Genomic DNA, 13,638 nt, shown 5'->3' with positions numbered 1-13,638 from the left:
GCGAACTTATTGAGGCATTTTATTTTCGAGCAACCGCCTTTTGCAAACGTTTGCATTTTTATTTTCTTCGCATTACACTCCAGCTTAATTAAGTTAACAGAGTGTTTACACATGTCTCGTTTTATGATTATTGCTGCCATTGCAGTGAGCTATTATGTGTTTGCCATACTGCTAAACAGTGTGGGCACCGTCATTCTCCAGTCAATTAATAGCTTCGATATCAGTAAACCTCAGGCTAGTACCTTGGAGGGGTTTAAGGATCTTTCTATTGCTATTGTGTCCTTCCTGATTGCAAGCGTTATTCCCCGTGTTGGATATAAGCTTGCCATGTTGTTTGGGCTTGCGCTTGTGGCTGTTGCTTGCTCACTCGCGCCATCGATAGCTAATTTCTTGTTTATTAAAATACTCTTCGCGTGCATAGGAACAGCGTTTGCGCTTGTAAAAGTATCTGTGTACGCCGTTATTGGACAGCTTTCCTCGTCCACAAAAGCGCATTCATCATTAATGAACACTATTGAAGGCATATTTATGCTGGGCGTGTTATCTGGCTATTGGATATTCGCTGGTTTTATTGACCCCAATAACGACGCTTCACTTGCTTGGCTGAATGTCTACTACCTTCTCGCCACAATGGTGGCATTCACTTTCCTGATTGTAATGTTCGCTCCTATTGCGCCAGTGCAGTTGGCAAACGAATCAACACTCGCTAGTGAATTCACAAGTATGCTCAAGCTTGCCTATAAGCCGCTGGTACTCGTATTTATTTTTTCAATTTTTCTCTATGTGCTCATTGAGCAAGGCATTGGTTCGTGGTTACCCACCTTCAACAATGAGGTAATAGGCCTTCCTACACAAGTCAGCATTCAAATAACGAGTATATTCGCAATCGCGCTGGCAGTTGGGCGATTAACTGCAGGCGCAGTTCTTAGAAAAATGAATTGGTATCCTTTTTTAAATATATGCTTAGCAGGCATGGCTGTTGTAATGCTTATTAGCTTACCATTGGCCGAAACCAACGACATACAAACTGATGTGGCAAGTTGGAGTGATGCCCCCTTGGCTGCTTTTCTTATCCCCATGATTGGCTTAATGATGGCTCCAATTTACCCAGTTATTAACTCGGTAATGTTGAGCACACTGCCGCTAGCGCAGCATGCCCCCATGACAGGTTTAATCGTGGTATTTTCGGCATTAGGCGGAACAACAGGATCTATTATCACTGGGTTTGTCTTCGATGCCATTGGCGGACAAAACGCATTTTATTTATCGCTAGTCCCCATTGCCGCTCTTATGGCAACGCTCTTTTTCTTCAAAAAAGCATCATCTTCAATTTACCAACAAGGTGCACAATCATAATGACCTCGTCTTTACACAATTGGCGCGACAGTTTGGCATTTTTTTCAAGCGATCTGTTCAAACACGTGCAAATGGCATCGCTTTTTCCCGATAGTAAAACCTTTGCCGATGCGATAGTCAAAACGGACCTGAGCTTTGTTTTGGAGCAATATAAACAGGCGATGCTAGAGGCAAAAGAAAATAGTACTCAGGTCAACTTGCGTGAATTTGTCAATACGCACTTCATTCTACCCGACGGTCAAAATGCTAATTTACAGCTGCACAGTCATGACATTACAAGTTATATCGCGAGCATGTGGGATGTACTCACGCGCACTCCCGATGTTCAAGACAAAGACAGTTTAATAGCACTGTCGAGACCTTATATTGTGCCAGGTGGCCGTTTTCGTGAAATTTATTACTGGGATAGCTTCTTCACAGCACAAGGTCTTGTAGATGCTGGGCGTACAGAAATGGCGGTAAACATGCTTGAAAACTTCGTTGATATTCTCAATGAAGTTGGCTGTATACCCAATGGCAACCGTGCTTATTATTATTCGAGAAGTCAGCCTCCTATTTTGGCATTATTTTATCAGCTGCTTGAAAAGCAACTCTCCTCTGAACAAAAGCAATATGTCATTGATGGTTTGAAAAAAGAATATGCGTTTTGGATGAAGGGAGCAGATAAAACCCTAACAGTTACAGGCAGTGCAAGTGCGCACGCTGTGCTCCGTGTAGTTCGTATGCCCTGCGGGGCAATATTGAATCGCTATTTCGATTCTGAAGCCACGCCTCGTCCTGAGTCTTTTCGAGAGGATATAGAGACTGCTAGTCATATTACTACCGATAGTGCGACGTTTTATCAGCATATTCGTGCAGCCTGTGAATCGGGTTGGGATTTTAGTTCTCGTTGGCTTGAAAATTCACAACAACTAGAAAGCATTCGCACTACAGAGCTCCTTCCCGTCGATTTGAATGCCCTTTTGGTTTCATTAGAGCAAACCCTAGCAATGGTTACAGATGGCAAAGAGCAGGCCTTTTACAGTGATGCAGCGAAACAGCGTATAGATGCGATAAATACCTATTTGTATAGTGATATCAAACAGGGATATTTTGACTTTCACTTTCCCTCTATGAAAAACACGAGTGTAGTGTCAGCTGCGATGAGCGTTCCTTTGTATGTGGGTATTGCCAGTACTGAACAAGCAAGCGTAGTTCAAAGCGTGCTTATTCAAAAACTGCTCAAAAAAGGCGGTATAGTCACAACAGAGAATACAACCTCTCAACAATGGGATTCACCAAATGGTTGGGCCCCACTGCAGTTTTTTTCTGCCCTGGGGCTAGAATCATATGGGTTCACGAAAGAAGCAAACGATATTATGCAACGCTTTTGTAATACTGTAGAAGACCGCTTTGCAGCTACCGGAGCCTTGTTGGAGAAATACAACGTCTGCACGCCGAATGAAACGGCTGGCGGTGGTGAATACGATGTTCAATTAGGCTTTGGCTGGACGAATGGTGTGTATACCTATTTCAAAAAAGCACTCAATAAGAAAAGTTAGGCTTTAGAAAGCCAAATAAATTTCTATCCAAACAATGGTTAAATTTTAGCTTTCGCTGAAGTTGCTATGTCATGCCCCAAAAGCTTATTTTTGGGGCATGATTTGCAGACGGCAATGGGAATCGCTCTATGGCTTCAGACCAAAAATATTTCTTGTTACTTATTACTGCGCACCATTTTTCACCACACTCTTACTTTAGGTGCAGTTAACATAATTTAGCTGTCAGCTATTTGCTTTAATCAGTTTTTATTAATATACAAAACAGTGTTTTACCACTAGTCTTTAAAATAGACTGAGTGGTCAGAGAATTGCACAGATAATTGCAACAACCTCCAACTAAGATTATAGCTTTGCCGAAGTAACATATAATATGGCACATAAGCGGCTGCAGCTGCACAGCAAAGCACAAATACCCAAGAAAAACAGTTGTGAATTGCTTACAGAATTATGACCCCAATCACTAAATTACAACATTAAACTCAATTATCAGTCTCATAGGAGATAGCTTTTGATAAATCGTATAAAGGTGTTTGTGTGCCTTTTTTTATACCTGCTAGTTTCGAGTATGCCCGCTGGAGCATCGAATACTTCATTGGTAATGTCCGATTGGTTTCGTGATTTTAAGCAGCAAGCCGCGCCAGCACAGCTATACGATTTTCTGCACGCTATGCCAAAAGGCGGCGACATTCATCATCATCTTTCCGGTTCTGGTATGGGAAATTGGTGGTGGGATATTGCCACTAATTTAAATAAAAATGGCGGCTACACCTACTACACCAAAACAGACCTTTCTCTGTGTCGAGGATACGGTACTAACGAATTTGGCACTAACCCACAATTATTGCTGTTCCATACTGTTTCAACGTTGAGTTATGAAAAGCTTTCAACATGTGAACAAGATAATTACACAGCGCTTAGCGAGCTAAACCAAAAACAAAAACAGGCATTTTTAAACAGCATAAAGTTAGATAAACCCCATGAAGGCAGAGATGAATTCTTTCAGGCGCACTGGCAACGCATGGGAGACATGCTGCAAAACCCATATATTTATGGCCATTTGCTGCTTAAAAATATGCAGGCTTATCAGCGCGAAAACGTATTGTATCTGGAGACTCAGCTACAAATATCGCAAATGCGCTATCCTGATGGCACTCCATACACGTCAGATGAAGTAGTTCAAATACTAAGTGACACGTTAAAAAGTGATGCTGCAAAAAAAACCAATGTTACGGTTCGCTTTCAGCTCGCTCTAGTACGCTTTCTACCTGATGCTGAACAGCAATTAGAAAAAACCTGGGCGACTGTAAATGCGCACAGAGAGTTATTCGTTGGCATAAACCTGGTGGGAAGGGAAGACAATGACAAGGGCTATCCTCTTCGATTTTTGCCCACGCTGCGCAAGCTTCGAGCTAAATCTGAGGCAATTCCGCTTAGTATTCACGCAGGTGAGTCGGATGAGCCCAATACACATATTAAAGATACCTTATTGCTAGGTGCCGACAGAATTGGACATGGATTTAACCTTATTGAAGACCCTGACACGCTATTGATGATGCGTAATGGACCGTACCTCATTGAGATAAATCTTATATCTAACCTTTTATTAGAGTATACAAACTCCCTAGACACGCATCCCTTTCCAGAGTACCTACGAACAGGCGTACCTGTTACTCTTTCAACCGATGACAGAGGCATGTGGAGCAGCAACTTAACCGATGAGTATTACCTTGCTGTAAAGCACTTTAATCTGTCGTGGGAGGAATTGGTCGCGCTTAATAGTAATGCAATTAAACACAGCTTTATTGGTGAAGAAAAGCGTCAGGCATTGTTGTTAAAGCTAGAGCAACAAACCGAAGACTTTATAAATGAGCGGTTGAACAATACACCGCTACCCAATATTGAAAACCATTTTCCGTTTATTTGCAGCTACGATCCGCAGGTTTGCAATAAAACCAGTAAGCGTTAAAAGCAATAGAGCGCTGCGTACTTAACACTTCGATTTAGGTAGTGTTTTCGGTGTAGCAGCGCAAAACATTCCTTTTCATATTCATTTATCTATTTGGGGTTTAAATGAGGGTTTCAAAATCAAAGGCTACAAAAACACTCACAGTATTGATTACGCTAGCAAGCTGGTTGTTCTGCGCGCTCAGTGTTGCTGCAGTGTCAGCAAACTCCGTAACTGGGAGTAATGATGATGTCGCACAACATCGCTTTAAAAAGATAGAAATCGATACTTCTGTGGCTAACCCCGCGCCTTTCATGATTCAAGGTCCAATGCCAATAGAGGCAGAATATTTTGCTGGCTTATTAACAGATGTGCGCATTGAAAAAGCAGGCCACGCTACTTTTTACCTTGGAAATCTCAATGGATATCCAATCGTTGTTGCGCAAACGGGAAAAGGGTTAGAAAACACTGCTGCCGCTACAGCAGTAGGTATAGAGCGTTATCACCCTGTAGCCATTATCAATCAAGGCACAAGCGGCGGTCATGATCCTACTCTCAATGTGGGCGATATTGTGCTGGGTAAGCGCGCTGTAAACGCAAGTAACTTTAAAACCCCGTTTAGAAAAAGAGGTGAAGGCTCTGCGCCATTGCAATGGTTACCTATGGATTTGCTGGCTTCACAAGGTAGCGCAGGTGAGGGTGACTCGGCAAAAGATGCCGAACGAATTCGCTATTATATGGGACACAAAGCCCTGCTTGATGCTGTACGAGAAGTAAAGCCAGAATACAAGCGAGGCAAAGTAGTAGAAGGCACTATAGCAAGCGGTAACTTTTGGAATAATGAACTAGATAGAATTGCATGGCTGCACGAGAAATTTGGTACTAGTACAGAAGAAATGGAAACCGCAGCAGCGGCGCAGATAGCTCATGGCTACGGTGTTCCCTTCCTAGGCGTTAGAGTGCTATCGAATAACCTTACCAACGAAGGCCACTACGACCCATCGACAGCAAAAGACTGCCAACAGTTCGTTAAAGCGCTTATAGAACACCTAATACAAAGCGGGTCATAACCACATTTACCAGCGCAGTCAAGAAGCTTTTAAGCTGACAGTTTATGCGCTGTTAATCTCTGCGCATTTTTCACCTGGGCAGTTAATTCGAGCCGCTTGTTTTAAAGCTGTTTTTACGGAGCTTATTTTTCAATAGTCGTTTCTTTTGAAAGTTCAGTTGAGCTAATTCATATCTGACCTACGTAGAAGGTGATATAAAAGCTGGTTGGTAGTGGTACTCAATCAGTAAATTGGAAGATAGGTTTTTCCCATTCTATTCGGTATTTCACAATTAAAAAAAGAGCTGCACGGCCTAACACGCTCAAGCTCAGTGTGATTTTGGCATCACACTTTTGTGCTGCCAACTCCTTGGCCAACCCCCTCTCACTTACTCTCGTTAACGACACAAGCTATGTGGCATCGGGTGGACTAGAGGAGCGCACTACGATAAATAGAACACTCGGTATTGTTGCCTATGAATATCGTATTAACGACAGCACGTTATTTTTTGCAGATGCTCAAGTATTACGGGGGAGCAATGCCAGTGACTCTGTTGGCGATCTTCAGGTATTTTCGAATATTGATGAAGCTGAGCTCACAAAAATATATGAAGTTTGGGTAGAGAAGTCATTTTATGAAGAAAGCCTGCGCTTCAAAATAGGTCAAGTCGATGCAAATAATGAATTCGCCTATGCTGAACATGCTGGAGAGTTTATTCAGTCGTCCATGGGTTTTAGCCCGACAGTTTCCTATTTCCCCACTTATCCAAGCCCCCGGCTATCGGTGAATGCGTTTTATAGCGCCACGCAAAATACACAGCTATCCATTGGACATTACGCCAATCAAAATCGCAGCTTTAGTAACGGTTTTACTGTGGGGCAATGGACCCAACACATGGGCTCTGTGACCGCTGCCATTGGCGGCTGGATTCAAACGGGCGACATTGCGCCATTAGTAGATAATGAAGGTGACGAATCAACGCCTCCTCAGGATGCAAGTGGGCTTTTCTCCACCCTGTCTGGTGAGTTTAGCTCTGAACTGTTTGCAGCACAAAATGGTGGTTGGTTTTTGCAGTATGGGCGAAGTAGCGATACAACCAGTGAGATAGACACCCATATTGGAGCTGGACTAACGTGGTACGGCATAAATAATCGAAAAGACGACGTGTTAGGACTTGGCATATCTCATATTACCACCAGCCCCCTTGTAGCATCTCAATACAAGCGAGACGAAACAGCGATAGAGCTGTTTTATCGTTTTCAGTTAACAGATACCCTTGCGCTTAAACCAGACATACAGTTTATTGAAATCCAGCCGCCGATAAGGAAGCAAAAGACGCCATTGTTTTAACAATGAGAGTGGAGTTTTCTATCTAAACATGCATCCTCTCAACGGAGCATTTTAGCCATAGTTATGAGTTGCCAATCTGCTTTAAAATACTACCAAACGCTCTTCCACCGTTTTTTTGAATTTGCTTATCGAAATACAAACTGCCCAGTAAGAAAATAGTAATGTGCCCCTTCGAACGCCAAGTGACATGGGTTTTGCCGTCTTGTTCTTTAAGCGTAATCTCGCCTAACTGATGATCGTAAGGAAGAGGTTTAGACTTTATAACTTTGTAGCCTAATTTGTAGGGCGGCTCAAAAGCCACTATTTCCTCATGCAAATTAGCGCCACCTGCGATAATTTCACGCACAGCGCCTAACCCGTTTTTGTCGTCTTTACCATGAACTAATAAGTTCGCTTCATCCACACCTTTAAACTGCGCATAGTTTTCGTGATCGCTCAGCATCGCAAACACATCGTGGATAGGTTTATCGATTACTCTTTCTACATGAATTGAAAACATTAGATACCTATTAGAAAAAACGTGAGCCTATTGGTTGCTTGAATATAGAGCAATGTGTGAATAGCTCAAATAACCACTTTTTATCTGCAACTATAGGCAATTCGGCCATCACTAGAATAGAACTGTTTATAGGGAAGCTGTGCCTTTTCAACTAAACCTACAAAGCTAGCCTTGGTAAATGTTGTCCCAATACTCGTCTAATTCATTAATAGCATTTTTTAACGGCTTTGCCGTGAAAAGCACGTAATTTTTATCTGCGAGCTTGGTTTCTACGAACTTTGTTGCTACGAGTCCTGTTTCTACTGGCTTTGTATCTACCAACTTCATTTTAACCAATTTATCGATAGCATCAGACACATCAAAGTCTAAGGTGCAATTGTGAGTGTGCTCAAACCAAGCTTCAATCTCTTTATCGAGTTCATCTGCGCTCATCCCTGCTCCTTCATGTTTTAATAAGAAGGTATAAGCCAATAAAGCTTCTTTACAGTCTTCCTCTTCTGCGGCATCTACCAGAGTGTGAAACACGCCAGCGTTGTTATCTAAATTCTTAAAATAAAGGTTGTCCGAAAGGGCTTTCATAAACCGTATTTTTCGATTTTTAAACTTCGTCCATTCTTTAAAGACAAAGCTACCGAACACTCCCATACCAATACCAAAGGTAATCAGGCTTTGCTTTGTAAGCTCTACCGACTCATCTTTAAGCCCTAACCAAAACGCTAAAAATGACGACAGCAGTAATATAGACGCCCCTAATTTCGTCACCAGCACAACAATGCCACCTACCGTTGCCGACGCCCCAATGATAAGTTTATCGAGCGGACGCATTTTCACTTCACTGTTTGGAAATAGCATTTCCAAATCTGCTTTGGGTACGTTTTGAAACAGCTTAATAATGGTGGCTCCAGGGGTGAAAGTGACAGGGAGCTGTTTTTTAGTACCTTTGCGTCGCTCGAAGTAGTCTTTATCTTTAAAGGTAATATAAACCGCCACTCGCTCGTAGTTGGTAAACGATATCGATTTTTTACGTAACCCAAAGAACGTACGTAGCGTTTCTGTTTTAACCGATTCACCTCGACGATAAAACACGACTTCTTGAAAATCGTCAAAACTTACCGCCAAACGAACTTTAAACAGCGACTCTTCATGCAGCGCATCTTCTAAATCAGTATCGGTGACTTTTTCAAAGTTTGCAGAATCTAATAATGTGGAAAACTCACTGGCGAATTCTTTTTGAACGGCCTTGCGTTCGCTATCTGTAATGTCTTTCAGCGTGCGGGTATCTTTGTTAGGGTCGAAAAGCGCGTAGCTGTTTTTCAAGCGCTCTAGCTGCTCGTGATACTGAAAGTGAATGCGGTTCACCAACAAATTGCAAAACACCTCAAAGGAGTTAGCAGTGCTATCAGCGTCAGCGGTTTCTTTGTTAATGAGGACATCGTTACACATGGAAACAACATCGGCCTTGCGAAAAGGAATAAATCGTTCTGAGGACATAACCGTTCTAACGTAGGTAATTCACTAACACTTGGCGCACCGTTTTTATCTAGTCAGTAGCGTTATACAAGTGGCTAACGAAACAAATTCATGTGCTCAGTAAACCATAAATAAGCGATAACACAATGCATCTAAAGGCTACATGCTCTGTACAGGTACGACTTAAGGCTCTTATTTGAATGAAGGCAATGGGGTATACTTACCAAATGAATTATCCCGTTCCCGCCAATCAGGTTGAAGTCCTGTTTGAAGTAAAAAAAAGCAAGTTTATTGCGATGGCATCATTTGCCAACTCTCGCGAGAGCGCAATGGCTGTGCTTGATGAAGTAAAGCAGCGCTACCCCGATGCACGACATCACTGCTGGGCCTATATTTTTGGTCCTCCAAGCTCTCCCGTAAGCGCTGCTATGGCCGATGATGGAGAGCCAAGTGGCACTGCCGGCAAACCTATTTTGAACGTGCTTCAGCATAAAGATATTGGCGATGTAATGATTGTAGTGACTCGTTACTTTGGCGGTGTAAAACTAGGCGCTGGTGGACTCGTGCGCGCTTATTCTGCGTCGGCGCAGCAAGCCATTGAACAACTTACAGTACGAGAAGAAGTTACTCTTCATACGCTTACCGTTGATGTAGACTTTAAACACGAACAATTTGTTAGACATTTGGTTCAGCAAGCGTCGGGGAATATTGCCGACTGTCGCTATGCACAGCAGGTAAGTATTGATATTCAAATACCCATTTCCCACGTAGAAGAAATAAAGCAGCAACTGGCGCCAATTGTTAATCAAGACATTAAGGACCAGCAAGGTGGCAGCCCGGACGTTGAAAGCAAGCAAGGCAAATTGAATGATTCGTCAATATGAGTGCCGATATGAGTAGCAGGCTTCAATATCTCTCACACTACCCTAAGAGACTGCAACAACAAATTCAACAGATGATTGACGACAACGCGTTGGGAGATTGGCTGCGCACTCGTTACCCTGCCACTCACTCAGTGGCAAACGACAACGACTTGCGCGAATATGTGATGGGACTTAAAAACCAGTATATGAAAAAAACTCAACCGTTGAGTAAGGTCATATACGATCAAAAAATTCATATAGTGAACCACGCCCTTGGATTGCATTCCTATGTATCGCGGGTACAAGGCGGTAAATTAAAGAGTAAAAATGAACTGCGAGTAAGCAGCCTGTTTAAAAACACGCCCGAGCCATTTTTGAACATGATAGTAGTGCATGAATTAGCCCACCTTAAAGAAAAAGAACATAACAAAGCCTTTTACAAGCTCTGCCAACACATGCTACCCGATTACCATCAAATTGAATTTGACGTGCGAGTCTATTTAACTGAACTAGAATTAACAGGGTATGTTTATGATGTTCCCAAGGAGGCCTGATGGATTTTCAATTTCGCACTGACATGTTAGGAGAGCCTTCCGCCAAATGTGATATTGAATGCGAAGCTTTTGGTGATTGGTTAAGTAACGATTTAGGCACCGATCGCGAAAGCATTAATACGGTGCTAGATGCCATTGAAAACCTGCTGTGTCGCAACATTCCTGAGTACCAATTTATTGGCAAGGAATATACGTTAACCATTGAAGACGACGAAGTAATACTCACCCTCAATCACAACGAAACCAGTCACAAAGAATTTGCCGAAGATTACGACGAAGAGATGCAAGCAGGTTGCGGCTTGGCAGATTTCAAACATTTACTGCAAGAATGGAAGGCATTCATTCGTTAAAAAACGATTTACGAAAGCCACCGGTGAATAACGTGGTAAATTGTTTTATTTCCCAGTAAACCAAGGTGGCTGATGTTATTCCCCACCCACTGATTCTCCGGTTTAAAATCTAGATTAAACGCTTCATTTTCATGAATACCTAGTGCGCTATTAAGGGGCACTAAACCATCACCAACGAGATGCTTATTAATAGCATTTGGCGATGCCGAGGACGTTGTTGCAATGGCAAAACACGCTACCCCATCAGGCAGTGGAATGGGTTCGCGTTGATCGTTAACAAAATCAAAAAGCCGTTCAGAGTGTGTGTCGCTTTCAACAATATATCCGTGCCGAAGGTCGGCAATACCTGCACTGCGAATTTGAGTAATGCGGGTTAGCGGAGCCGTGAAGTGATGCATACCTAAAAATAGGTCTACCCAGTTGCCTGCTTTTTCAAGAGGCGCACCGTGATGTGGGGTGCCAAGAAACACTATTTTTTGTAAATACTCGGCCCACTGTGCCTTTTCTTCGGCTGCCTCTGTAATTGCCGCCTCTTCTGATATTGCAGCTTTAGCATAATAAAGCGCGCTTCTTGTGACCAACCCGCCCATGCTATGGGCAACAACTGAAATATCTAATGAATGCTGGCTTTGTAGAGAGTGAAACTGGCTCGCCAACTCACCTAATAGCGCGTTTAACTCCATCCCATTTTGGTAAATGTGCCGCCCCGTATTGTAGTGCAAATAAACCGTGGTGCATGAGAGAGCATTAGCAAGGTGCTCACCATGATCGTGCTCACCTTGCCGCCACTGCACATCATTCATGCACAAGCCATGCACCATAATAAGAACCTTACCTTCGGAATCTACGATTTGCTGGGCCAATGCATCTAACTCTATATCGTTGCCGTGTTGACGAAATGTCATGGCGATGGACAGCGGATTTTGTTGTGTATGAAGGTAATCGCCGATAACGCCATTTATGGCTGAGAGTAATGTAGGCTTTATTGATGAAGGTGATGGTGAATGCGTTGATGATGGCGTTGCAGCTTCGCTTACATTGCCATTTACACTATTATCACTGTCACCAACATTGCCTTTAAGGCTGTCGCTACCTCTGTCATTCAAACAGTCATTCAAACTGTCGTTTAATACAGAAAGCGGCGTATTAATGCGCTTGCTTACCTCGCTAGTAATGCCACGAATACTTTCGTAAACCATGCCTGTAATACCACTGCTAAGCTGCTGCTTTGATTTTTGTGTTGATGATTGTGTTGATGGCGCCAGCCAATTCAGCGGATTAATACGGTTGTGCATTGTTTCAATTACCAAGGTAAGTTGAATAACCGCATCGGCAATTAGCCGATTAGCTTCTTGCGCCTGAGAGAGCTTTTTTGTTTGAGTTTGTTTGTCAGTATTTGAGACACCAGTACTTTTGGTATAAGTGCCCTTGGTATCAGTAGCCTTGGCATCAGTAGCTTGGACATCTGTTTTTGAGTTAGGCAAAGCATGCCCTTTCTATTATCAAGTTGATCTAAGCATAGCAGTATCAGCGCAAGGAGAACCTATTTATTAAACTGCGCTGTTTTTTGATAAAAAAGTGTACTAAATAAGGACAAAAAAATTATTTGTCACCCTGCATAAATTCGCTATCTTATTTTTAAAACAAGCGTATTATTCGCCGAATATTAACACCTGAGTCTTTGAGCCAAAAATGGCCATAGGTTTTCACCACACTAAAGAAAAAACCTTACTGCGGGTATCGTTTTACGTAGCGGGTTTGTTTGTATTTATCGCACTTGGCTTTGCTTTTATTACCCATTCAGCCGCCATCCTGTTTGACGGCGCCTACTCACTCATTGCCTTTTTCATGTCGTTGCTCACGCTAAAAGTAGCAAATTTAGTGCAGTTGCCCGATGACGACCGTTTTCATTTTGGCTACACGGCCATAGAGCCTACGTTAAACTTATTCAAATCCATTATTATCATTGCCACATGCTTATATGCCGTGGTGGGAGCTATTGGTAGCCTTGCAGACGGTGGCATAAAGGCTGAATATGGCTATGCAATAATTTACGGTGTTATTGCTACTACTGCGTGCTTTGCTGTGTCTGGCTACATGAAGTATCAAAGTAAGCCATTGCGTTCAGACCTAGTGGCAGTAGAAGCTCACACTTGGTTTGTAGATGGCGTATTGAGTGCGTCAATCTTACTGGGCTTTGCTATTGCATACGGAATTGAGCAAACCCGTTTTGCTGAGTATGCCTCCTTTATCGACCCCGTTTTGCTAATAATATTAGGGCTCGCGATATTGCCAGTGCCTTTTAAAATCATGCTTGACAGCCTTAAAGAAGTTATCAATAAAGCGCCACCAGAGTCGGTGACAGCCGTGATAGAAAAACGTTTAAAGCAAACCTTGATTGCAGTGCCCTATCAACATGTTGAAGTACGGATAAGTAAAAGCGGAAGAGACATTTATTTACTCGTGCATATTATTGTTGATAAATCGTTTTCCGTGGCAACCATTAGTGAATTAGACGATATCCGCATAGCCAGTGAGACCGCAATGCGACAGTGGGATCCAGCCATTATTATGGATATATTGTTTATCGCTAACCCAGCGCTGGCTGATTAGCGTTTGGGTACTGTTTGGGTACTATGCGCTAAATCGTACTTACAACAG

At 42.7% G+C, this 13,638-nt stretch carries 12 protein-coding genes; 9 read left to right on the top strand and 3 right to left on the bottom strand.

Annotated features, from left to right (window positions below):
- Positions 1-111: 111 nt before the first annotated feature.
- The 5 genes from CW735_RS04135 (at position 112) to CW735_RS04115 (ending at position 7,241) form a co-directional block, all read left to right on the top strand.
- Complete coding sequence (locus CW735_RS04135) at positions 112-1,356, top strand: MFS transporter (RefSeq protein ID WP_232230547.1); 1,245 nt, start codon at positions 112-114, stop codon at positions 1,354-1,356.
- Positions 1,356-2,897 (top strand): trehalase family glycosidase, encoded by a 1,542-nt coding sequence (locus tag CW735_RS04130; RefSeq protein WP_071978403.1) that lies wholly within the window; start codon positions 1,356-1,358, stop codon positions 2,895-2,897. Before CW735_RS04135 ends, CW735_RS04130 begins: the two co-directional genes overlap by 1 nt.
- 508 nt (positions 2,898-3,405) lie before the next feature.
- Entirely contained in the window at positions 3,406-4,863 is a 1,458-nt protein-coding gene (locus tag CW735_RS04125; protein WP_232368360.1) for an adenosine deaminase family protein, read from the top strand.
- 104 nt (positions 4,864-4,967) lie between these two features.
- Positions 4,968-5,912 (top strand): 5'-methylthioadenosine/S-adenosylhomocysteine nucleosidase, encoded by a 945-nt coding sequence (locus CW735_RS04120; protein ID WP_100971026.1) that lies wholly within the window; start codon positions 4,968-4,970, stop codon positions 5,910-5,912.
- A gap of 318 nt (positions 5,913-6,230) precedes the next feature.
- Positions 6,231-7,241 carry a carbohydrate porin gene (locus tag CW735_RS04115; RefSeq protein WP_157812641.1) on the top strand — a complete coding sequence of 337 codons (1,011 nt, stop codon included), beginning with the start codon at positions 6,231-6,233 and terminating at the stop codon, positions 7,239-7,241.
- Between the two features lie 61 nt (positions 7,242-7,302).
- Here the strand turns inward: CW735_RS04115 and CW735_RS04110 are convergent, their stop codons facing one another.
- Both CW735_RS04110 and CW735_RS04105 read right to left on the bottom strand, forming a co-directional pair.
- Positions 7,303-7,740 (bottom strand): SRPBCC family protein, encoded by a 438-nt coding sequence (locus CW735_RS04110; protein ID WP_100971021.1) that lies wholly within the window; start codon positions 7,738-7,740, stop codon positions 7,303-7,305.
- Between the two features lie 165 nt (positions 7,741-7,905).
- A complete protein-coding gene (locus tag CW735_RS04105; RefSeq protein WP_100971019.1) occupies positions 7,906-9,231 on the bottom strand; it encodes a TMEM143 family protein in 1,326 nt (441 codons plus the stop codon).
- 206 nt (positions 9,232-9,437) lie between these two features.
- On the opposite strand from CW735_RS04105, the gene CW735_RS04100 reads away from it, so the two are divergent.
- From CW735_RS04100 to CW735_RS04090, 3 genes are read left to right on the top strand one after another with little or no spacing between them, the layout of a single operon-like run.
- The gene (locus CW735_RS04100) at positions 9,438-10,094 is read left to right on the top strand and encodes a YigZ family protein (RefSeq protein WP_100973168.1); all 657 of its coding nucleotides are present in this window, start codon (positions 9,438-9,440) and stop codon (positions 10,092-10,094) included.
- 8 nt (positions 10,095-10,102) lie between these two features.
- Positions 10,103-10,627 (top strand): YgjP-like metallopeptidase domain-containing protein, encoded by a 525-nt coding sequence (locus tag CW735_RS04095; RefSeq protein WP_071981102.1) that lies wholly within the window; start codon positions 10,103-10,105, stop codon positions 10,625-10,627.
- Positions 10,627-10,977 (top strand): YacL family protein, encoded by a 351-nt coding sequence (locus CW735_RS04090; RefSeq protein WP_071978408.1) that lies wholly within the window; start codon positions 10,627-10,629, stop codon positions 10,975-10,977. Before CW735_RS04095 ends, CW735_RS04090 begins: the two co-directional genes overlap by 1 nt.
- Before the next feature lie 8 nt (positions 10,978-10,985).
- On the opposite strand, the gene CW735_RS04085 is transcribed toward CW735_RS04090, so the two are convergent.
- On the bottom strand, positions 10,986-12,461 hold the full coding sequence (locus CW735_RS04085) for an esterase/lipase family protein (RefSeq protein ID WP_100971017.1): 1,476 nt from the start codon (positions 12,459-12,461) through the stop codon (positions 10,986-10,988).
- Positions 12,462-12,669: 208 nt separating this feature from the next.
- On the opposite strand from CW735_RS04085, the gene CW735_RS04080 reads away from it, so the two are divergent.
- Positions 12,670-13,590: a cation diffusion facilitator family transporter gene (locus tag CW735_RS04080; RefSeq protein ID WP_071978410.1), complete on the top strand. Its 921-nt coding sequence runs from the start codon at positions 12,670-12,672 to the stop codon at positions 13,588-13,590.
- Positions 13,591-13,638: the final 48 nt, after the last annotated feature.

The organism is Alteromonas sp. MB-3u-76 (assembly GCF_002831605.1).
GTDB classification, from domain to species: Bacteria; Pseudomonadota; Gammaproteobacteria; order Enterobacterales; family Alteromonadaceae; genus Alteromonas; species Alteromonas hispanica.
This window is presented reverse-complemented; position numbering and strand designations above follow the sequence as displayed.